The sequence below is a fragment of the Azospirillum lipoferum 4B genome (assembly GCF_000283655.1).
Classification (GTDB): Bacteria; Pseudomonadota; Alphaproteobacteria; order Azospirillales; family Azospirillaceae; genus Azospirillum; species Azospirillum lipoferum_C.
The window spans coordinates 469,637-490,986 of record NC_016586.1 but is presented as its reverse complement, the minus strand read 5'-3'; the positions used below and the strand labels follow the sequence as shown (position 1 = coordinate 490,986).

Annotated in this window: 19 protein-coding genes; 3 read left to right on the top strand and 16 right to left on the bottom strand. The window is 68.2% G+C overall.

The features are described from left to right. Positions 1-2 precede the first annotated feature (2 nt). Both AZOLI_RS20450 and AZOLI_RS20445 read right to left on the bottom strand, forming a co-directional pair. The gene (locus AZOLI_RS20450; protein ID WP_014189043.1) at positions 3-2,138 is read right to left on the bottom strand and encodes a TonB-dependent siderophore receptor; all 2,136 of its coding nucleotides are present in this window, start codon (positions 2,136-2,138) and stop codon (positions 3-5) included. Positions 2,139-2,331: 193 nt separating this feature from the next. Next, positions 2,332-3,216, bottom strand: coding sequence for a helix-turn-helix domain-containing protein (locus AZOLI_RS20445; RefSeq protein ID WP_044552258.1), 885 nt, complete (start codon positions 3,214-3,216; stop codon positions 2,332-2,334). Between the two features lie 141 nt (positions 3,217-3,357). Between AZOLI_RS20445 and AZOLI_RS20440 the strand changes: the two genes are divergently transcribed. Beyond that, positions 3,358-4,098 (top strand): siderophore-interacting protein, encoded by a 741-nt coding sequence (locus tag AZOLI_RS20440; RefSeq protein ID WP_044552256.1) that lies wholly within the window; start codon positions 3,358-3,360, stop codon positions 4,096-4,098. Positions 4,099-4,127: 29 nt separating this feature from the next. Here AZOLI_RS20440 and AZOLI_RS20435 read toward each other — a convergent pair whose 3' ends face one another. The 10 genes from AZOLI_RS20435 to AZOLI_RS20390 all read right to left on the bottom strand — a co-directional run bounded on the left by AZOLI_RS20435 (position 4,128) and on the right by AZOLI_RS20390 (position 14,128). After that, on the bottom strand, positions 4,128-4,835 hold the full coding sequence (locus tag AZOLI_RS20435) for an ABC transporter ATP-binding protein (protein WP_014189040.1): 708 nt from the start codon (positions 4,833-4,835) through the stop codon (positions 4,128-4,130). Continuing rightward, positions 4,828-5,619 (bottom strand): ABC transporter ATP-binding protein, encoded by a 792-nt coding sequence (locus tag AZOLI_RS20430; RefSeq protein WP_014189039.1) that lies wholly within the window; start codon positions 5,617-5,619, stop codon positions 4,828-4,830. The genes AZOLI_RS20435 and AZOLI_RS20430 overlap by 8 nt, the downstream gene beginning before the upstream one ends. Continuing rightward, positions 5,616-6,635 carry a branched-chain amino acid ABC transporter permease gene (locus tag AZOLI_RS20425; RefSeq protein WP_014189038.1) on the bottom strand — a complete coding sequence of 340 codons (1,020 nt, stop codon included), beginning with the start codon at positions 6,633-6,635 and terminating at the stop codon, positions 5,616-5,618. The genes AZOLI_RS20430 and AZOLI_RS20425 overlap by 4 nt, the downstream gene beginning before the upstream one ends. Beyond that, positions 6,632-7,510, bottom strand: a complete 879-nt coding sequence (locus AZOLI_RS20420) for a branched-chain amino acid ABC transporter permease (protein ID WP_014189037.1) — start codon at positions 7,508-7,510, stop codon at positions 6,632-6,634. The genes AZOLI_RS20425 and AZOLI_RS20420 overlap by 4 nt, the downstream gene beginning before the upstream one ends. Before the next feature lie 193 nt (positions 7,511-7,703). After that, positions 7,704-8,846 (bottom strand): ABC transporter substrate-binding protein, encoded by a 1,143-nt coding sequence (locus tag AZOLI_RS20415; RefSeq protein ID WP_014189036.1) that lies wholly within the window; start codon positions 8,844-8,846, stop codon positions 7,704-7,706. Positions 8,847-8,936: 90 nt separating this feature from the next. Beyond that, on the bottom strand, positions 8,937-9,797 hold the full coding sequence (locus AZOLI_RS20410) for an isocitrate lyase/PEP mutase family protein (protein WP_162488335.1): 861 nt from the start codon (positions 9,795-9,797) through the stop codon (positions 8,937-8,939). Continuing rightward, positions 9,781-10,329: a 3-isopropylmalate dehydratase gene (locus AZOLI_RS20405; protein ID WP_044552587.1), complete on the bottom strand. Its 549-nt coding sequence runs from the start codon at positions 10,327-10,329 to the stop codon at positions 9,781-9,783. Before AZOLI_RS20405 ends, AZOLI_RS20410 begins: the two co-directional genes overlap by 17 nt. Positions 10,330-10,337: 8 nt before the next feature. After that, positions 10,338-11,594: a 3-isopropylmalate dehydratase large subunit gene (locus AZOLI_RS20400; protein WP_014189033.1), complete on the bottom strand. Its 1,257-nt coding sequence runs from the start codon at positions 11,592-11,594 to the stop codon at positions 10,338-10,340. A 26-nt stretch (positions 11,595-11,620) separates the two neighbouring features. Continuing rightward, a complete protein-coding gene (locus AZOLI_RS20395) occupies positions 11,621-13,210 on the bottom strand; it encodes an FAD-binding oxidoreductase (RefSeq protein ID WP_014189032.1) in 1,590 nt (529 codons plus the stop codon). A 21-nt stretch (positions 13,211-13,231) separates the two neighbouring features. Continuing rightward, positions 13,232-14,128 carry an MBL fold metallo-hydrolase gene (locus AZOLI_RS20390; RefSeq protein WP_014189031.1) on the bottom strand — a complete coding sequence of 299 codons (897 nt, stop codon included), beginning with the start codon at positions 14,126-14,128 and terminating at the stop codon, positions 13,232-13,234. Between the two features lie 369 nt (positions 14,129-14,497). On the opposite strand from AZOLI_RS20390, the gene AZOLI_RS20385 reads away from it, so the two are divergent. Next, the gene (locus AZOLI_RS20385; RefSeq protein WP_014189030.1) at positions 14,498-15,346 is read left to right on the top strand and encodes an IclR family transcriptional regulator; all 849 of its coding nucleotides are present in this window, start codon (positions 14,498-14,500) and stop codon (positions 15,344-15,346) included. Between the two features lie 25 nt (positions 15,347-15,371). Here AZOLI_RS20385 and AZOLI_RS30470 read toward each other — a convergent pair whose 3' ends face one another. Continuing rightward, the gene (locus tag AZOLI_RS30470) at positions 15,372-16,991 is read right to left on the bottom strand and encodes an alpha/beta fold hydrolase (protein WP_014189029.1); all 1,620 of its coding nucleotides are present in this window, start codon (positions 16,989-16,991) and stop codon (positions 15,372-15,374) included. Between the two features lie 248 nt (positions 16,992-17,239). On the opposite strand from AZOLI_RS30470, the gene AZOLI_RS20375 reads away from it, so the two are divergent. Then, positions 17,240-18,847 (top strand): class I adenylate-forming enzyme family protein, encoded by a 1,608-nt coding sequence (locus AZOLI_RS20375; protein WP_014189028.1) that lies wholly within the window; start codon positions 17,240-17,242, stop codon positions 18,845-18,847. Between the two features lie 7 nt (positions 18,848-18,854). Here AZOLI_RS20375 and AZOLI_RS20370 read toward each other — a convergent pair whose 3' ends face one another. Genes AZOLI_RS20370 through AZOLI_RS20360 form a run of 3 tightly spaced genes read right to left on the bottom strand, consistent with a single transcriptional unit; the run spans position 18,855 to position 21,300 of the window. Further along, positions 18,855-19,937, bottom strand: a complete 1,083-nt coding sequence (locus AZOLI_RS20370; protein WP_014189027.1) for an alpha-hydroxy acid oxidase — start codon at positions 19,935-19,937, stop codon at positions 18,855-18,857. After that, entirely contained in the window at positions 19,934-20,614 is a 681-nt protein-coding gene (locus AZOLI_RS20365) for a tetratricopeptide repeat protein (RefSeq protein WP_014189026.1), read from the bottom strand. The genes AZOLI_RS20370 and AZOLI_RS20365 overlap by 4 nt, the downstream gene beginning before the upstream one ends. Beyond that, the gene (locus AZOLI_RS20360; protein WP_014189025.1) at positions 20,614-21,300 is read right to left on the bottom strand and encodes a Fe2+-dependent dioxygenase; all 687 of its coding nucleotides are present in this window, start codon (positions 21,298-21,300) and stop codon (positions 20,614-20,616) included. Before AZOLI_RS20360 ends, AZOLI_RS20365 begins: the two co-directional genes overlap by 1 nt. Positions 21,301-21,350: the final 50 nt, after the last annotated feature.

The window sequence follows — 21,350 nt, the reverse complement described above, 5'->3', positions numbered from 1 at the left end:
GGTTACCAAGTCATGTTGAGGGTCAGCAGGGCGGTCCGCCCCTCCGCATAGCCGCAGGAATACTGGGTCTGGCAGCTGGCGACATAGTCCTTGTCGAACAGGTTGGTGACCGACAGGTTGGCGCCCCAGTTGTCGCGCTTGTATCCGATCCGCGCATCGAAGACGGTCGCCGCCGGGACCTTCAGCGTGTTCTCGTTGTCGGCCCAGGACGACCCGACATAGCGCACGCCGCCGCCGACCGACACCCCGTTCAGCACGCTCTCGCGGAAGGTGTAGTCGAGGAATGCCGAACCCTGGACCTGCGGCACGATGTAGGGCGTCTTGCCGATCAGGGCCGGGTTGGCGTCCTTCTTGATATCGAGGTCGAGCGCGGTGAAGGAGGCGGTCGCCTTCAGGCTGGGGGTGATGTTGGCCTTGGCCTCCAGCTCGACGCCGCGGGAGTTGACCTCGCCCAGCTGGGTCTCGGCGTTGAAGGCGCCGGTCACCACGTTGGTGCGGGTCAGGTCGAACAGGGCCGCGGTGAAGATGGCATCCATCCAGGCCGGGCGGTACTTGACGCCGACCTCGTACTGGCGACCGCTTTCCGGCTTGAAGACGCCGACCGCGGCGGAGGAGCCCAGCACCGGGTTGAAGAAGGTGGAGGCGCTGACATAGGGGGTCAGGCCGTTGGCAAACTCGTAGGCCAGACCGGCGCGGCCGCTGAACTTGCCGGTCTTGCCGTCATAGGCGGGCGTTCCGTCGGCATCGGTCGAGGCGATGTCGTAGCGGCCGCTCAGCGTCACCAGGAAGCCCTGGCCGAAGCGCATCTGGTCCTGCAGGTAGACGCCGAGCTGACGCATCGTCAGCTCCTGGTCGATGTAGGCGAAGCGCTGGCCCTGGGCCGCGCCATAGACCGGGTTGGTGGCGCTGAGCGTCGTGGCCGAGCCGGACGCCTGCACCTGATCCATGGCGAAATACTTGTAATCGACGCCGGCCAGCGCCGTGTGCTCGACCGGGCCGGTGCGCAGCTTGCCTTCCAGCTGGTTGTCGATCAGGAAACTGTTGACCTCGGTCGTGTGCTCGAAATTGATGCGCGACAGCAGGTTGTTGGGATCGGTCGGCGTGGCCGAGAAGCCGCCGTAGCCGAAGGGATAGACCGTGACCTCGTGGACCTTGCTGTAGTTGTAGCGCGCGTTTTGGCGGAAGATCAGATCGTTGTCGAAGCGGTGTTCGAATTCGTAGCCGATGGAGGCCTGACGGCGGCGGTAGGTGTCGATGCCGGGCTCGGTGAAGTTGGCCTTGCGGTCGATCCGGCCGAACGGCGCATCCACCACCGTGCCGACATAGGGCAGGAAGGCGCCGCCGTTGTGCGTCTCGTCGATGTCGGTGTAGTTGGTCAGGATCGTCAGGCTGTTGGCGTCGTTCGGCGACCATTTGAAGCTGGGCGAAACGGTGCCGCGGAAGCCGTCGGCGAAGTCGGTGTAGGTGTCGCCGCCGGCGATGCGGCCGGTCAGCCGGTAGCTCAGCGTCGGATCCAGCGCGCCGCCGACATCCAGGCCGAGATGGGCGGTGCCGTGCTGGTCGATGCCGACCTCGACCGAGCGTACCGGCGTGCCGCCCGGACGCTTGGTGACGTAGTTCAGCAGGCCGCCGGGGTTGCTGCCGCCGTAGAGCACCGAGGAGGCGCCGCGCAGCACCTCGATCCGCTCCAGATTGTAGCTGTCGATGAACTGGCCGCCGAAGCCGTAGGCATAGAGCTGCAGCCCGTCCTGATAGACGCCGGACTGCGTCGCCTGGAATCCGCGGATGAAGACCCAGTCGGTGTCGCTGTCACGGCCGAAGGGCTGGCTGAAGACGCCGGGGGTATAGCGCAGCGCCTCGTCCACCTTCTGGGCGCCGCGGTCGTCCATCTCCTCGCGGCCGATCACCGACACCGACTGCGGGATTTCCTCCAGCGGCGTGTCGGTCTTGGACCCGGTGGCCGACCGGGCCGGCACATAGCCCTTGACCGGGCTGGTCGCCGTATCGACGGTTCTGCTGCCTTCGACGGTCACCGGACCGAGGATGGCGGGCGTGCTGGTGTCCTGCGCCTGAGCTTGCGACAGGGCCGGTATCAGCAGGGCGGCGAGCGCCGTGCTGTTCAAGAGGAAACGGGTCATTCGCTTGATCGAAAAGTGAACCATCGCAATCGGCCTCGGACTGTATGCACCACCCGCGAAGCGCCACCGGACGATCCTGTCCGAAGGTGGAGCTGTTGTTGCGAATGATTAGCATATGCATAGAGGCCCGGATTGAACCGTCTTTGGACGGGTTGGACGATCTTTCGACATTCTTCGCCGGTGCGGCATCGGCTCACGCGGACTGGTCGCGCAGCCAGGCGGCGGGGGTGGAGCCCACGATCTGGCGGAAGACGCGGGTCAGATGCGCCTGATCGGAGAATCCCGCCATTGCCGCCGCCGCCGCCAGCGTCACGTCAGAGGTGGTCAGCAGCGACTTGGCGCGCTCCACCCGTGCCCGCATCTGCCATTTGTGCGGCGGCACGCCGGTCGATGCCTTGAAGGCGGAGCAGAAATGGGCGGGCGACAGGCCGGTGAGGTCGGCCAGTTCCTGCAGGCGGATCGGCCGGCTGCAATGCTCCTCGATGAAGTCGATCACGCGTCTCAGCTGGCGCGGCGGCAGCTGCCCACGCTTGCGGTCGGCCGCCGGTTCGCTCTGGACGAGGCCGATGAACAGGGCGGCCATCAGGCTTTCGCCGTAGAGGTCGTGCAGGGTGCCCGAAGACCGGCATTCCGCCGCGATCAGCCGGGCAAGGGAGAACAGCCGGTCGTCGGAGAAGTTCAGCCTCGGCCGGTCCATTTCCGCGATGTCCAGACCCTCGGTGAAGCGGCCTTCCAGCACGGACATGTCGAAATGCAGGTCGAGATGGGTCAGGCGGCGGATACTCTCGGTGCGCGACCAGACCTTGAGGCCGGCCGGAACGAAGCTCATGGGCTGGCGCCGGCTCAGCCGGTGGGACTTGCCGCGGTCGGGGGAGTCCATGACATGGAGGGCGCCCTCTCCCAGCTGGTCGAGCACCACGACGAGGCGCGGGGCCTCCGACACATATTCCCCGCCGGCATTGCGGTCGCAGGCCACCGTCCAGATATCGGCGATCATCCCGTTCCAGGCACGCCACTGCAGGTCGCCCAGGATGGTGATCCCTTCGGTATGGCTTTGCATTCTCGGGTGGAACGACATCGATCGACTTTCTGGCCCCGGTGCGCGGCCCCTGCATCCTTCCAATGGCAAACGCATCCTATAGGGCAAAGCACTATTGCGAACAAGTCGCATTCTTATTTAGCATGCGGCGCCGTCGGTGCCGGCGCGAAGGGGCGAGTCTTGAGCAGCAAACATTCCTGTGATCTTCGGTGGGTGGAGGTGGTCGCCGTCTCCACCCTGACGCCGCGCATGCGCCGCATCGTTCTCGGCGGTCCGGCGCTGGAGGGGTTCACGCTGAAACCCGGTGTCCTGGCCCCGCACATCGGTCTGGTGGTTCCGGCGGGGGGCGGCGGCGCCGGGGCGCCTCCGCGCATCTACTCGGTGCGGCGCTTCGATGCCGCCGCCGGCACGCTGGAGGTGAATTTCGTGCTGCACGGCGCCGGGGTGGCGTCGGGATGGGCCGCCCGCGCGCGGCCGGGGGAGAGGGTGGGGATCTCGGTCTCCGGCGGAATCGCCATGAAGCCGGCAGGCCGCTATGTGGTGGCCGGCGACCATGCGGCGCTGCCGGGCATCGCCCATCTGCTGGAAAACCTGCCGGCCGATGCCTCGGCCGAGGTGTTCGTCGAGGTGCCGGGACCGGCCGAACAGCAGGAACTGACATCGAGGGCCGCAACCTCTGTCACATGGTTCCACCGGGACCGTGGTTCGGCGCCCGGCCCCTCGCCCCTGCCGGCCGCGGTGATGGCGGCGGCACCGGCCGGAATGCAGGGGCTGGCGGTGTGGAGCGGCACGGAGCATGGCACCGCCCAGCGCATCCGCGGCCATGTCCGCCAGACGCTTCGCCTTCCGGCCGATTCCTGTTCGGTCGTCGCCTATTGGAAGGCCAGCGTCGCCCAAGGCGGCTTCGAGCATTACGGCTGAGCCGGTTCACGCACCGCCGGTCGCGGCACTCACAGCCCCAGATAGGCGGTCTTGATGCGCGGATCGGCCAGCAGGGTCTGCGCCGCATCCTCCATCACCACCCGTCCGGTTTCCAGCACATAGGCCCGGTCGGCCAGCCGCAGCGCCAGATCGACCCGTTGCTCGACCAGCAGGACGGTGATGCCGGACTTGTGCAGGCTTTTGATCGTATCGGCCAGCGTGTCGACGATGATCGGCGCCAGCCCCAGCGTCGGTTCGTCCAGCATCAGGCATTTCGGGTTGGCCATCAGGCCGCGCCCGAAGGCGACAAGCTGCTGCTGGCCACCGCTCATGGTGCCGGCGCGCTGGGTGCGGCGTTCGGCCAGGATGGGGAACAGCTCGTAGACCCAGCGCAGCCGCTCGGCGAAGCCCATGCTGCCCGGCCGGCCGCGGAGCGCGCCCAGCTCCAGATGTTCCAGCACCGTCATGTCGGGGAAAAGCTGGCGGCCTTCCGGCACATGGACCAGCCCGCGTTCGATCACCTGATGCGGCGCCATGCGGTCGATCCGCTCGCCGTCGAAGGTGATGGTTCCGCCGCTCGGCCGCAGCAGGGCGGAGATCGCCTTCAGCGTCGTCGTCTTGCCGGCGCCGTTGGAGCCGACCAGCGTGACCAGTTCCCCTTCCTCAACGGTCAGGAAGACGTTGTGGACCGCCTCGCGGTGGCCGTAGCTGACCTTCAGACCTTCGACCTTAAGCATCGACCGGCTCCCGTCCCAGATACACTCGGATCACTTCCGCGTCGTTCAGCACATGGGCCGGCGGCCCCTCGGCGATCTTCACTCCATGGTCCAGCACCACCAGCCGGTCGCAGACGCTGGCGACCACGCGCATGTGATGTTCCACCAGCAGCACGGTGACGCCGCGGGCGCGGATGCGGCGGATCATCTCCACCAACCGCTGGCCTTCCTCCGGGTTCATGCCGGCGGCAGGCTCGTCCAGCAAAAGCAGGCGCGGTTCGGCGGCGAGCGCGATGGCGATCTCCAGCCGGCGCTGCTCGCCGTAGGACATGGAGTCCGCCAGCGTGTCGGTGCGGTGGTCGAGATCGCAGAAGGCCAGGATCTCCAGCGCTTTGCGCCGCAGCTCCGCCTCTTCCCAGCGATAGGCGGCGTTGCGCAGGATGGCGGCACCCCAGCCGGCCCGCGTGGTGCGGTAGGCGGCGCTGCGCACATTGTCGAGCGCGGTCAGGCTGGGGAACAGGCTGGTGATCTGGAAGGTGCGTGACACGCCGCGCTGGCCCATGACGTGCGACGGCGCGCCGGTGCAGTCGGTGCCGTCGAAGCGGATGCTGCCCGAGGACGGCGGCAGCGAGCCGCCAAGCATGTTGAACAGCGTCGTCTTGCCGGCGCCGTTCGGTCCGATCAGGCCGACCACCTCGCCGGCCTGCACCGTCATGGTGACGTCGCGCACCGCGGTCAGCCCGCCGAAGATGCGGGTCAGGTTGCTGACGGACAGGATCTCTCCTGCGTTGGCGGTGGCCCTCATTTCGCACCTCCCTCTGCGCTCGGTAAACCGGTGGGGGGCAATCCGGCGGGGGTGGCCGGCTGGGTGTTCTCCGACCTGTGGCTGTTGCGCCAGCGCTGCCACAGGCTGACCAGCCCGCCCGGCAGGAAGACGACGGTGCCGGTCAGCAGGGCCGCGAAGATGACCATGCGCAGCGGACCGGCGACGCGCAGCGATTCCAGCAGGCCGATATAGACCAGCGCGCCCAGGATCGGCCCCAGGATGGTCCCGCGCCCGCCGATGATCACCACGATGATCAGCGCCGCCACATTGTGGACGCCCATGATGTCGGGGGTGATGACCCGGATGTAATGGGCGTAGATGGCGCCGCCGATGCCGGCGATGGCGGTGGCGGCGACGAAGCCCAGCAGCTTCGTATGGAAGACGTTGATGCCGAGCGAGGCGGCCAGCGGCGCATTCTCCCGCACTGCCAGGAAGGCGCGTCCGGTGCGGCTGCTGACCAGGGCATGGCAGAGATAGGCCGTCGCCAGAACCAGCGCCAGCACGAGGTAGTAGGTCGGGCGGGCGCTGTCGAAGGCCAGCTGTCCGATCGCCATCGGCGGGATGTCGGTGATGCCCATGGGCCCGCGCGTCAGGTCGACCCAATGGTTGGTGATGGTGAACAGGATGGCGCCGAAGCCCAGCGTCAGGATGGCGAACTGCGGCCCGACCACCCGCAGGGCGGCATAGCCGATCACCAGCCCGAACCCCGCCGCCACCAGACCGGCCAGCGGCAGCCCCAGCAGCGGCGGCAGGCCGAACTGCGTGGAGAGGATGGCGGAGGTGTAGGCGCCGACGCCGACGAAGGCGGCATGGCCGAAGGTGAGCTCGCCCAGATAGCCGATGACGATGTTAAGGCTGAGCGCCAGCAGCGCATACAGCATCCACAGCACCAGCAGATGTTCCAGATAGGCGTTGCCGGACAGGAAGGGCAGGACGGCCAGCGCCGCCACGCCGCCCGCAATCGCCAGGGTCTGGCCGTGGGAGTTGGTGTTCATCGCAGACCTCTTGCCGTGCTGAACAGGCCGTTGGGGCGCCACAGCAGGACCGCGATGATCATCGCGTAGCCGATGGCCTCCATGAAGCCGAGGGAGATGTAGCCGCCGCCCAGCGATTCGATAACGCCCAGCAGCAGGCCGGCGAACAGGGCGCCGGTGACGCTGCCCAGACCGCCCATGATGACGACGATGAAGCCCTTCAGCACCGCCCAGTTGCCGATGGTCGGGAAGATCATCACGGTGGGGCCGACCAGCGCGCCCGACAGCGCCGCCAGCCCGCAGGCCAGCGCGAAGGTGTAGGCGTGGACCAGCTTGATGTTGATGCCGGTCAGCGCCGCGCCGTCCGGATTCTGCGCCGTCGCCCGCATCATCTTGCCGAAGCGCGAATAGCGGATGAACAGATAGACCGCGACCAGCGCCACCACCGCGGCGGCGAAGACCAGCACGCGCTGCTGGGTCAGCGTCACCGTGCCGATGTCCAGAATCTCGTCGGCGAAGGGGCTTTCGACATATTTGGGATCGGCGCCGAACAGCAGCTCGCCGCCGTTGGCGATCAGCAGGGCGAGGCCCAGGCTGGACAGCAGGATGGTGAATTCATGGTCGCGGCGCAGCGGCCAGAAGATCAGCTTGTTGGCGGCGATGCCGAGCCCCGCCACCACCACCGCCGAGATCGCCGCCGCCGCGATGTAGTCGAGCCCGAGCAGGGTGCCGATGAAATAGGTGATGTAGGCGCCGAGCATGTAGAACTCGCCATGGGCGAAATTCACGATGCGCAGCACCCCGAAGACCAGCGTCAGCCCGGTGGCGATGAGCACATAGGCCATCCCGTTGACCAGGCCGTTCGCGATCTGCTGGGCGAAGACGGTGAAATCCATGTCGATTCTTCCTGTCGGGAGTCCCCCTCTCCCGCCCCGGGAGAGGGAAGGGGCCCGCCGCGAAGCGGTGGGAAGGGTGAGGGGTGGTGCAAGGAACCATGCGGTTCGGGATTCTCGCCCTACCCCTCACCCTCCCCACTTCGTGGGTCCCCTCCCTCTCCCGGGACGGGAGAGGGCTTTCGCTATCCGCCCCTCAGTCCCGGACGCTGACGATCTGCTTCTTCTGGACCTGCACCAGATGGATCGACTGGCTCGCCTGGCCCTTGTCGGAGAAGCGCAGGTCCCCCATCACCGTCGGCACTTCCTGCGACTTCAGGGCGGCTGCGATCTTGTCGTAGGCACGCGGGTCGCCGCCGGCGGCATCGACGCCGAAGGCAAGGGTCTGGACCGCCTGGGCGCCGAGGGCGGCGATGAAGGACGGCTCGTTCTTGTAGGACTTGCGGTACTGCTCCAGCCACGGCTTCAGCGACGGGGCGGCGCCGTCCTCGGTGAAGGGCGAGGCGGAATAGACCTGTTCCAGCGAGTTGCCGGACAGCTCCACCAGCTTCGGGTTCATGTTGCCGGCAGACGCGATGACCTTGCCGCGGTAGCCGGTCTGCTTGATCTGCCGGTAGATCGTCGCACCCTGCGAGGTGTTGATCGCCGCGACATAGATCGCGTCGGCGTTCAGCGACTTCAGCTTGGTCAGGGCGGTGGTGAAGTCCGTGTCGGTGCGGTTGTAGAACTCGTGGCCCTTCACCTCGATGCCGCAGCCGGTCAGCAGCTTGGTATAGTTGTCCAGCTCCAGACGGCCCCAGTCGTCGTTGACGTTCATGAAGGCGATGGACTTGGGCTTGATGCGCTCGCAGATCGCCTTGGAATAGAACTCCGACATCATGGCCGAGGTGGCGTTCAGGCGGAACAGGTACTTGTGCCCCTCCTCCGTCACCTTCGGGTGCTGCGAGCTGGTCATGACGGTGATGATCTTGTCGCGCGTCACCTCCTTCATCGACAGGGCGACGGCGCTGAACCAGCCACCGACGATCATGTCGACGTTGTCCTGCTCCATGGCGCGCTTGGCGGCGCTGACGCCGTCCTCGGGGGAGCCCTTGTCGTCGTAGGTCAGCAGCTCGATCTTGCGTCCGCCGGCCACGCCGCCCTTGGCGTTGATGACCGCGGCCATCGCCTGCGCGCCTTCCAGGCCGAGCTGGCCTTCGAAGGCGCCGGTGCCGCTCATCGGTCCGATGAGGGCGATGCGGACCGGGGGCTGCTGCGCCTGAACGCCGGTGGTCCCGGCGACGGGGATGGCCAGGGCCAGGGCCGCCGCGGCGGCAAGGAGAGTGCGCCTACCGAACATGGGGTTCCTCCGTGGATTGGTCGTCTTTTGATTGGCCGTCTCTTAGTTGGCCCTTGGAACCGGCGGGTGGTGCGCGCCGGCAAAGGATCGTCAGGCGGTCTTCAGGTAGCGCTTCTGCAGTTCCTCGATCTGCGGGAAGCCGATGAAGTCGATGAAGCTGTTGTGGCCGGTGACCGGGCGCGGCAGGCCGCTGGTGGAGCGGCGTTCCGCAAGCGCGGCCAGATTCTCCTTCAGCGCCGAGGCGACGGTCATCAGCGGCACCAGCGCGTAGGTCGCCATGCCGGCCACCTCCTCCACCTCGTCCGCCGACAGCTTTTCCAGCCAGCCGAGAAGCTGCAGCGACAGCGGCATGCCGACCGCCTCGCGCATGGCGCGCAAGCCGTCGATGTCCTTGAAGCACTTGCTGATCGGCTGGATCATGTCGGCGCCGGCCGCGACATAGGCGCGTCCGCGCTCCATGGCGGCGGCCGGATCGACCACGTCGGTGCGGGCGATGATCAGCATGTTGGGATCGCGCCGGGCCTCCACCGCCGCCTGGATCTTGGCGACGCCCTCGTCCATCGGGATCACTTCGACCCCGCCGACGCAGATCGGGCAGCGCTTGGGCGCGACCTGGTCCTCCATGATGACGGCGGAAACGCCCGACGCCTCGAACTCGCGGATCGTGCGCATCACGTTGATGGCGTTGCCATATCCGGTGTCGATGTCGGCGATGACCGGGACGTTGACCGCCGATACCACGTTGCGGACCACCGTCAGGTTTTCCGACATGGTGTACAGCTCGGCATCCGGCTGGCCGAGGAAGGAGGCGGAGACGCCGAAGCCCGAGGTCATCAGCGCGTCGAAGCCGGCCGCCTCGATGAAGCGGGCCGACAGGGCGTCATAGGCGCCGGCCGACCAGACGGTCTTCTGAGCCAGCACGCGGTTGCGGAATTCAGAGCCCCGAGACATGAGCATGGTCCTTTTGTTCGCGTTGCTGGGCCGCCTGCCGCTTCAGGAAGGGGACGAGGCCGCCGGCCTCGATCATCTCGGCATCCGCCTGCGGCAGCGGCTCATAGGGAATTTCGGTGCCTTGACTGTGGTTGCGGACCACGCCCGCCGTCCAATCGACCTCGATCTCGTCCCAGCGCCGGACGAAGCCGAGGATTCCGGGGCAGCTGACCTGGGGGAATCCCATGCTGACCTCGCCGCGCCAATAGCCGGGGGAGAAGGATTCCGCGATTACCCCGGCGATGCCGAGATGGCGCATCGCCTTCATCGGCGGGTAGTGCGGGTGGCCGTAGCCGAAATTGTCGGCACCGACCAGCAGGTCGCCCGGCCGCACCGACTTGGCGAAATCGGGATCGTAGCTGTGCATGGCGAGCTGCGCCAGTTCGGCCACATCGGTGATCTTGATGTTCTTGACGCCGACGATCTGGTCGACGTCGAAGTTGATCTCGTCGAAGATGAAGGCGACGCGGCCCCGCATGATCGGCATTGTCATGGCCACCCTCACAGGTACGGGCGCGGATCGGCGATCCGGCCCTCGATGGCGGAGGCGGCGACCACCGCGGCGTTGCACAGGTAAATCTCGGAATCCGGGCTGCCCATCCGGCCGCGGACGTTCAGCGTGCCGGTGGACACCGCGCGCTGGCCCGCCGTCATCGTCGCGATGCGGCCGAAGCAGTAATCGCAGCTGGGGGAGGAGACGAAGGCTCCGGCCTCCACAAGCGTGGACACCAGCCCTTCGCGCGCCGCCGCCGCCATCAGTTCCTGGCTGGTCGGCACGATGTGCAGCGACACGCCGGTCTTGACCCGCCGGCCTTCCAGCACCTTGGCCGCCGCCCGCAGATCCTCCAGCCGGCCCGATGCACAGGATCCGAGATAGCCGGCATTGATCTCAAGCCCCAGGAACTCGGTCAGGTCGCGGGTGTCCGCCGGGGTCGGGGGCACGACGACGATGGGCTCCAGGTCGGACAGGTCGATGTCGTGAACGGCGGAATAGCGCGCGTCCGGATCGCTCGAAACCGGCTCCAGCTTCTTCCGGGCGCGCGGCAAGGCGTAGTCGAGCCGCACCGGATCGGGATTGACGATGGCGGTCAGCGCGCCGGTGAACATGGCGAGCCCGGTGATGGTCTGCAGCCCCTCCGTCGACATCGCCGCCACCGATGGCCCGCCCAGTTCCAGCACCTGGAAGCGGCAGGAACTCGGCCCCAGCCGGCGCACCAGATGGTGGAAGACGTCGCGCGCCATCACGCCGGGCCGCAAACTGCCGCGCAGGTTCATCCGCACGGTGTCGGGCACGCGGATCGACACGGTGTCGCTGACGAAGGCCTCCATCACGTTGCGGCGCAGCCCGATGGCGAGCGTGCCGAAGGTGCCGAGCTGGCTGACATGGCCGTCGAAATGGACGACGAAGGCGCCGGGCGTCGCATAGCCGACCTCCGCCGCCACCTGATGGCCGATGCCGTGCCGCTCATACAGCGGCACATCGTTCTCCGCGCACCAGTTGCGGGTGTTGATGTGAAGCTCTTCCTCCTTGGCGGTGGCGGTCGGCACCATGTGGTCGATGAAGATGCCGAAGCGTTCCGGCTCGGCCACCCGCTCGATGCCGAAATCCTCCTTCATCGTCTTGAAATAGACGTCGGTGTAGCCGGGGAAGTCGTAGGCCAGCACGAAGTCCGGCTTCGCCTTGATGTCCTGTCCAGCGTGCACCGCGGGCAGCCCCGCCGCGCGTGCCAGGATCTTCTCGGTGATGGTATAGCCCATGGCGTGGATGTCTCCGCTCCCGCCCGTCAGCCGCCGAGGCTGAGGGAGCCGGGATTCATCAGCCCCTGCGGATCGACGGCGCGCTTGACGCCTTCCAGCAGCGACCAGGTTTCGGGGGTCATGATCTCGCGGAACGGATAGTCGCGGGCGACCTGCCAGCTGACGCCGCCCAGGCCGCAGTACAGCTCCTGCGTCGCACGGCGCAGTTCCGCCACCGCGTTGCGCGCGGCCGGGTTGGCCGGGCGGTCGCGCCAGGGCTTCACCACGTCCTCGCCCAGGCTGGCGGCGTGCAGCGGCGTGATCTCGTCGGTCCAGTAGAAGGCCGGCTCCAGGAAGAAGTCGTTGCCGACCGTCATCGTCATCACCGAATAGATGATGCCGTGCTGCTCCATGAAGCCGCGCTTCTCCGCGAAGAAGGCGTCGTTGGCGGCGACCACCATGTCGGCGTCGCCCAGCGGGAAGATGGCGTGGATCGGTACCCAGCGCTGGCCCTCGCGCCCCAGCATGCCGCGAACCGGACCGAAGGGCTTGGAGCGCATGACCTTCGGGACGCTGTTCTCGATCTCCTTGCCATGGCGGGCGCCGATCTCGCGCACCGTCTGCATCGCCTCGCGCAGCTGGGTCTCGCTGCGCCCCTCCACCACCAGATGGAGGGTGAAGTTGTGGTCCTTGAGGAAGGCGGTGCCGGCGGTGGCGACGCTCAGCGCCTCCTTGGCGCCCTGGAACAGCGACTTGCCGGCCTTCGCCACGTTGCCCAGAGTCTTCAGCCCGTCCGACAGCTTGTTGACGCTGGCCGAATGCTCGACCTTGGTGCGGTCGATGCCGAAGCCTTCGGAGACGCAGCGCGCCCGCGCCATCTCCACCTGGGCGGCGGCCATCGCCTGCATGGTGGCGAAGCCGAAGGACAGGAAATCGCTGTGGTCCGGCCGGCGGTGCAGCCGCAGCGTCGCCGCCACCTTGAAGCCCATGGCGCCGTTGTCGCCCAGGAACAGGCCGGTCAGGTCGGGGCCGCCGGAGCGGGTGAAGGGCTTGGTCCCGACGCGCCCGCCCGATCCGGTGGTGACGGTGCGCCCGTCGGCCAGCACCACGGTGACGCCCAGCACGCTTTCCGCCACGGTGCCGTGCAGGGCGGAGCCGAAGAAGGCGCTGTTCTGCGACAGGGCGCCGCCGATGGTGGCATTGATGCCCGACAGCGGTCCCCAATAGCCGGTGCGCAGGCCCGTGCCCTCCAGCGCCTCGTTCAGCGCGGCCCAGGTGCAGCCGGTCTCCACCGTCACATAGAGGCTGTCGGTGTCGAGTTCGACGATGCGGTTCAGCCGGCGGCTGTCGATGACGACAGAGTCCGGCCGCTTGGGCAGATAGCCCTTGGTGTAGGACATGCCGCCGCCGCGCGGCACCACCGCCACGCCGGCCTCATGGGCGGCGCGGATGGCGGCGGCGACCTGATCGCGGTCGCGCGGCAGGGCGATGGCGAGCGGCGGGATGCCCGGCTGCCAGAACACGTCATTTGCGTAGAAATTGCGGCTCTTCTCGTCATCCAGCAGGCCGTCGGCGCCGAGTGCGGCGCGCAGGGCGTCGAGCAGGGTGGCCGTGCCTTCGAGGGCGGCGATGCTCATGGAATGTCCCTCTGGGTATGGTCAGGCAGCGTCGGTGAGCGGCTCGAACCGGAAAGCCTCGGCCGTCCGGCGCACATAGCCGGTGTGGGGAGCGCCGAAATGTGCCGGGAAGACCAGGGCATTGCGGTCGGCGGCATGGTCCAGCAGCCGGCGGCGGGTCGCTACCGCCTGCGCCTGGTCTTCGCAGAAGCGGCTGTTCCAGTCGGGACGGCACACCTGCATCGGCTGGTGCAGGCAGTCGCCGGTGAAGTAGGCGGCGTGGTGGCCGGACTCCAAGCGGACGAACATCTGCCCGGCGGTGTGGCCGGGCGCCAGTTCCACCGACAGCCCGTCGAGGATGCGGTCGCCGTCCTCGATCAGGTCCACCTGACAGGCTTCCCACACCGGCATGACGCTGTCCTCCATCACCGGGCCGTTGCCGGGCATGCCGACCAGACCGCCTTCGGGGCTGCGCCAGTGCTTGAATTCCTGCGCGCCGTAGATGTAGCGGGCATTGGGGAAGGTCGGGACCCAGCGCCCGTCGACCAGCTGCGTGTTCCAGCCGACATGGTCGATGTGCAGGTGGGTGTTGATGACCAGCGTCACATCCTCCGGCCGCACCCCGGCCTCGGCGAGGTGGCGCAGATAGGGCTTGTCCAGCATGTGGAAGCGCTCGAAGCCCGGCATGTGGCGTTCCTTGTGGTTGCCGCAGCCGGTGTCGACCAGGATCACATGGCGGTCGGTGCGGATCAGCCAGCTGTGCATGCTCGACATCAGGCGCCGCGACGTCGGGTCTAGGAAGTTCGGTTCGGCCAGATCGGGGTTCCGGGTCAGGATCGCCTCGTCATAGGCGGGAAACAGGAAGCCGGGGTCGAAACCCGGCGTCAGCATTTCCTCGATCCGCGTGACCGTGAACGCACCCAGGGCGATGGTTTGCATTGTCCTCCCCTCGTGCAGGGTGCCGGCGGCCGGTCTCGGAAGGCGGGGAGACTGCGGCGGGCCGGAGCATGGGGCGCCGGCCATCTGCCGGGGTGATGGCGGCGCGCTTGTTCTGTTTGTTGGCAAAGGAAACCATTTGCGCTCCATAGTGTCAACAGGCAAAAATGGTGTCACTGTTTGACACGGACGGTGGACTGCGTCAGGGATGGTGGAAAGGAGTTGCGCAACCGCGCGGGCGCCCTCAATGCTACCGGCGCACTGCACCTGTGACGGGATCAGCGCGACTGCGCCGCCATCCGTCGGCTGTGCCGGACACCGGGGCTTCCGCCTGGCATCGGGGCACGCGACATCCATAAGGGGCTTGAACGTATGGACACCGAACAGGACGACAACCAGGGCGCGGAAAAGAACGGTCTCAGCGTTCGCGCCGTGTCGCGCGCCTTGGCCGTGCTGCGCAGCTTCTATCTTGAGGGGCCGACTCTGACCCTGACCGAGGTCGCGACTGCGGCGAAGCTCGACAAGGGAACGGCGCGGCGCATCCTGCTGACGCTGGTGCAGGACGGCTTCGCCGCCTTCGACGCGCAGAGCCAGAAATACAGCCTGGGGCTGGAGATCCTGAAGCTGGCGGGGGCGGTGCCGGAACGCCGCGACCTGCGCCAGATCGCCTCCACTATCCTGTCGCGGCTGGCGAAATCCACCGGCAGCACCGTGTTCCTGTCGGTCTATCATGATGGATCGGCGGTGTGCCTGGACCAGTTCCACAGCGACCGCTCGGTCGAGGTGCGCTGGTGGATCGTCGGCGGGCAGCTGCCGATGAATTGCGGCGCGGCCCCGCGCGTGCTGCTGGCCTATCTGCCGGAGGCGGAGGTCGAACGGGTGCTGGCGCGCGGGACCACCCGCCTCACCCCTCACACCACCACCGACCCCCGCCAGCTGGCGAAGGAGTTGGAGGAGGTGCGGGAGCGCGGCTGGTCGGTGGCGGTCGACGACGTGATCGAGGGGCTGGCCGCCATCGCCATGCCGCTGTTCGACCCGGACGGCCGGCTGATCGCGGCGGTCAGCCTGACCGGCCTGACCCCCCACATCGTCCGCAACGGCCAGCCCAATTTCCTCGACGACATGCGCGGCGCGGTGCGGGAGATCTCGTCCAACCTCTATTCGCTGTCGGCCCCGCCGCTGCACCGCGCCGCCCGTGCGCAGTCGGTGCTCGGCGGATGATGGCGATGGGTGACGCTGTGTCGCTCTATGCAATGGGGTGCGAATCCGCGGCGGGGGCATCCCCGCGCAGGAAGGCGGCGTAGCGGGCGATGGTCGCCTCCACGGCGTCCGCCGCTTGGCCGGGATACCAGACCGTGGCCGGGGTCGGCGTCACCTCCGTTCCCGCCGGCGCCAGCCGCTTCGCCTCCGCCAGCCCGTCTACCAGCATGTCGGCAGGCCCGGCGCAGATCAGCGCCGGCCAGGTCAGGCGCGGCAGGCGGGCGCGGGTGTCGTAGTGGAAGGCGGCGCGATAGGAGCGGTCGTAATGCGCGCCGCTCGCCAGCAGGCCCATGGTCCAGTCATGCAGCACCGCCGCGCCGGGAACGCCGATGGCGCGGGCGGCGGCACGCTCCTGCCTGTACCACGGCCAGAACAGGAACATGTCGCGCCGCATGTTCCAGGCCTGGAGCAGATGCAGGCCCCAGCGGTCGGCGACCAGCGGCGGGAAATAGTTGGTCAGGATGTCGGCGCTGAAGTCGGCCGGGATCAGCACCGGCGCCTCAAGCACCGCGCGGCCGACGCGCTCGGGATGACGGACCGTCAGTTCCAGCGCCACCAGCGCGCCCGTGTGGGTGCCCCACAGATCGAAGCTGTCGAGGCCGAGCGCATCGGCGACCGCCAGCGCATCCTCGGCCAGCATGCCGATATCGACCTCGCGGTCGGGCTTGTCGGATTCGCCGTTGCCGAGATAGTCGGGGGCGATGACCTCCCATCCCGAAGCCAGCCCGTGCAGCAGCGGCAGCAGCGGCGCGGAGGATCCGGGAGCCGATTGCAGCGCCAGCAGCGGCCGGCCGCGCCCGGCCCGGCGCAGATGGACGCGGCCCTGCGGCGTGTCGGCATAATCGTGCCAGACCCGCAGCGGATCGGCGACCGGCTGCGTCGGCGGCAGCGGTTTGGCATCGGGCCGGCCGGCCAGCATGGCAGACAGCGTTTTGGCGGCTGCGCCGAGGTCTTCGACATGGACGATGCCGGCTTGGTCGGTGACGTTTGGCATTGCGTCCAGGCACAGGTTCCACAGCGCTTCATAACGGCGCGGCGCCGCTGCGGCGGTGCGCAGCATCGCGTCCAGGGCGGCGGGATCGGGCAGGGGGGCGCCTTGTGCAGCCGGATGCCGGGCGTCGCGCGGCTCCAGAACATGGGCATCGCGCAGATGCGCCCACAGCACGGCCAGATGGGTGCCGTCGTCGCGCGGAGCCAGCGGTGCGGGCGTCCGGCCGCGTTCCGTCCAACCTTCGGCGGCCGCAGCTTCGGCGAGCAGGATCGCGTCGGGCTGCCAACCGCCTTCGCCGTCCTGCAGTGCGACGGCCAACGGCCCCGCAAGGTCGAAGGAGAGCAGCGGACAGGAGGGAAGGCCCAGCGCGCATGCGGCCTCCGCGATCAAGCGCGCCAAGCCGGCGATGTCCTCTGCCCACACGCCGCTCGACCCGCCGGTACCCGGAAGATCGACCGTGGTGACGGTCCAACCGGGCAGGTCGCGAGCCAATTGGTCGGCGCGGGTGGAGGCGGCGGCGATCAGGCCGGGCAGCACCAGAAGGTCGGGGCCGGACCCGCTGCGCCAGACGCGCAATTGGCCTTGCCCGATGGTCACGTAATGGGGTGTCGACATGGATGTCCTCCCGGTCGGCAGGCGCAGACTGCCTGCATTTCTTCATGCGAAGGGGGTGTCGAGTGCCGCGGGGGCCGTTGCGCCCATTTTGTTGGCATCGCGGACTGTGCCGCTGTTTGACACTCAGTTCACAGAATGACATAGTCTGGCGGAGATCGACAAGGGCGGTGCCGGTTCATGCGCGGAGGTCCGCGGCTGCGGCGCCGCCCCGTTCATGGAATCCAACGAAATCGTCAGGGAGGACGGGCATGGCCTGGCCGGAAGGAACGGGCGTTCCCAAACGGCGCGAGCTGCTTTTCGGCACGCGTCTCGTACCATGCTACAGCGAGCGTCCGGCGACCATCGACGCCATGTTCCGCGACGCCGTGGCCCGCCGGCCCGACGGCGAGGCGCTGGTGGATGGCGAGCGGCGCTACAGCTATGCCCAACTGGACGCGCTGGTGACGCGCGCCGCCGCTGCGCTGATGGCGCGGGGTGTAGCGCCGGGCGAGCGCATGGCCCTGGTGCTGTCCAACCGGGCGGAATTCCTGATTGCGCTGCTGGCGGCGGCGCGTGCCGGCATCGTCGCGGTGCCGATCAGTGCGCGCGAACAGCGGCCGGGCATTGTCGGGATCCTGAACGATTGCGGCGCCTCGATCCTCGTCCATGACGCCGCACTCGCCGACCGCATGCCGGCCACGGAGGAGGTGCCGTCACTGGCCCTGCGGCTGTCGGTCGGCGGTGCGGTGGAGGGCTGCCGGCCGTTCGAGGATCTGCTGGAAAGCGACGCCGCCCTGCCGGAGAAAGCGGAGGCGCAGGGCGAGGAGGACACCACCGTCATCCTCTACACCTCCGGCACCACGGGGAAGCCGAAGGGCGCGCTGCTGGCCCATGTGAACATCATCCACTCCGCCATGCATCTCGAGGAATGCTGGGACTATCGCGAGGGCGAGCGGGCGGTTCTGGCGGTGCCGGCGTCGCATGTCACCGGGCTGGTCGCGGTGGTGATGTCGATGATCCGGGTCGCCGGCTGCACGGTCATGATGCCGGCCTTCGACGTCGCCGACTTCCTGGAATTGGCGAGCCGGGAGCGCATGACCACCACCGTGCTGGTCCCGGCGATGTACAATCTCTGCCTGCTGCGCGCCGATTTCAGCCGCTACGACCTGTCGTCCTGGCGGATCGGCGGCTTCGGCGGCGCGCCGATGCCGGAAGCGACGGTGGAGGCGATGGCGGAGCGGCTGCCCGACCTGCATCTGCTGAACGCCTACGGTTCCACCGAATGCGCCACCATCATCAGCGTGGTTCCCATCGGCCACACCCGCGCCTGCCTGGATTCGGTCGGCATGCGCGTGCCCTGCGGCGACCTGCGGATCATCGACGAACAGGGCCGCGAATGCCCGCCGGGGGTGAGCGGAGAGGTATGGATCCGCGGGCCGATGACCATCCGCGGCTATTGGAACCGCGATGACGCCACCCGCGACAGCTTCGTCGACGGCTATTGGCGGTCGGGCGACATCGGCGCGCTGGATGTGCAGGGCTATTTGCGGCTCTACGACCGCAAGAACGACGTCATCAACCGCGGCGGCCATAAGGTCTATAGTGTGGAGGTCGAAAACCTGCTGGTCCGCCATGCTGACGTGGTGGAGGCGGCGGTGGTCGCCCATCCCGATCCGGTGCTGGGCGAGAAGATCCATGTCTTCGTCATCTCCAAGTCCGGCAGCCTGACCGAAGAGGAGGTGCGCGACTTCTGCCGGGCCAACCTCGCCGACTACAAGGTGCCCGACTATGTGACCTTGCTGGGCGACGCGCTGCCGCGCAATGCCAACGGCAAGGTGACCAAACGCGTGCTGCGCGACCGGGTCACGGCGGCGTAAGCCCCGCTCAGGCGGACGGGTGGATCACCGAGCGGTCGATCTCGGCCAAAGTCGCGCGGCCGGTCAGCGCCATCGCGACCTCCAGCTCGGTCTGGAGCAGGGTCAGCATATGGGCGACGCCGGCCAATCCGCCAACCGCCAGAGCGTGCAGCACCGGCTGGCCGATCAGCACGGCATCGGCGCCGAGGGCCAGCGCCTTCAGGATGTCGGTGCCGCGGCGGATGCCGCCGTCCATCAGCACCGGCAGGCGGCGGGCGGCCTTGGCGGCGACCGCGGGCAGCGCGTCGATGCTGGTGGGCAGGGTGTCCAGCGTCCGGCCGCCATGGTTGGAGACGATGAGACCGCCGGCCCCGGCCGCGATGGCGGGATCCACGTCGGCGGGGTTGAGGATGCCCTTTAGCAGGACGGGCAGGGCGGTTTCTCCGCACAGCCACGCCACCGTGTCCCAGGTCGGGGCGGCGTGGAGCATGCCCTGGAACACCGGGCTACCGGGCCGGGCCGGCCTGAAGCCGTCGGGGGCGAGGCCGGCGAGGTTGACCGGGGCGATGGTGGGCGGCAGGCGGAAGCCGGCGCGCTGTTCCATGTTGCGCATGCCGTTGACCGGCGCGTCCACCGTCAGGACCAGCGCCCGGCATCCGGCATCCTCCGCCCGGCGCATCAGCGTCAGCGTGTCCTCCCGCCGCGGTTGGGTGTAGAGCTGGAACCACAGCGGCGCCGTCGCCCGCCGGGCGATCTCGTCGATGCGCACGCTGGCCTGGGTGCTGACTGTCATCCAACTGCGGGTCAGGCCGGCGGCCTCCACCGTCGCCAGTTCGCCGTCGGGATGGACCAGCTTGTGATAGGCCATCGGTGCCAGGATGATCGGGTAATCGAGCGTCTCGCCGAACAGGGTCGAGCGGGCGGTGGCGTTGGACAGGTCGCGCAGCACGCGCGGCATCAGGCGCAGGCGGTCGAAGGCCTCGCGGTTGGCGCGCTGGGTGATGCCGTCCGCTCCGGCCCCGCCGATATAGGCGCGGGTGGCCGGATCGACGCGGTCGTTGAAGTGGCGTTCATAGTCGAACAGCGAAACGGTATCGGGCGGAACGCTCATAAGCGGCTTTCCTGCGGGGTGCCGGGGTCGGCGAATGCCGCGGCTTGCGCGGCCAGCGCCTGGATCCGCGGATCGGGGTGCGGCGCCAGCGCCGTGGCCATGCTGCGGTAGAAATCTGGGAAACCGCTGGCGAGCGCAAGGCGGAACCAGCGCAGTGCCTCGTCTCGCAAGCCGTCGAGCAGCAGGGTGCGGGCGTAATTGAAGCGGCCCCAGCAGTCGCCGCCCTCCGCCGCCGCCTTGAACAGGGTGCGGGCTGTGGCCTCGTCGGCGGGCACCGCGCGTCCGCTCTCGTGGAACAGGGCCAGCATGTTCAGCGCCTTGGCGATTCCCTTGGCGGCTGCGGCGGCATAGAGGCGATAGGCGGCCTCGTCATCGGCGGGAACGCCCATGCCGCGGCAATGGAGGTCGGCCAGATTGAACAGTGCCCAGCCGTCGCCGAGATCGGCGGCCTTTCGGTAATGCGCGGCGGCCTGGACCGGATCGGCGGGAACGCCCCAGCCATGCTCGAGGCAGCGGCCGAGCATGTTGATGGCGCGCGCGTCACCGCCGCGCGCGGCACTGCGGAACCAGGCGAAGGCCTGCTCGCCCTCACCGCGGTCGAGGCAGGACTGTCCGAGCGCCAGCAGCGTGTCCGCGACGCTCAACCCCGGCATGTCGGCCCGCACACGCTCCGCCATCACACCTCCGCCCAGCGGCGCAGCAGGTTGTGGTAGTGGTTGACCAGGGACAGGACGGCATGGTGGCCGTCGCCCAGCTCCTGCCGCAGATCGATGATCGCCATGTCGAGGTCGTAGAGCACGGCGCGCAGCCCGTCGTCGCGCACCATCGACTGGGTGAAGAAGAAGGAGGCCCAGCGGGAGCCGCGCGTCACCGGGCTGACCTGATGCAGGCTACTGGACGGATAGACCACGGCGTGGCCGGCCGGCAGCTTGACAGATTTGGTGCCGTAGGTGTCCTCGACGATCAGCTCGCCGCCGTCGTAGTCGCCGGGATCGCTGAGGAAGATGGTGGTCGACACGTCGGCCCGCATGCGCATGCCGCCGGTGCCGGGGATGGCGCGGATGCTGTTGTCGACGTGATAGCCGTAGGTCATCGCCCGGTCGTACCGGTTGAACATCGGTGGCAGGACCCGCAGCGGAAGGACGGCGGAATTGAAGGCCGGGCTGCGGGCAAGCGCGCGGAGGATCACCACGCCGAGTTCCCGCGCGGTCTCGCTTTCCTCGGGGATTTGCAGGTTGTGCTTGGCGCCGGCGGCCTGATCGCCCGCGGTGACGCGCCCGTCGACCCAGGGCGAGGCCTCCAGCACCGCCCGGCACTGCGCGACCTCGTCTGCGGTGAGGATGTCGGGGATCTGCAGGAGCAAGGCGTGTTTCCTCGTACAAAGGGCCTGACCGCCTCAGAAAGCCCTTCTCC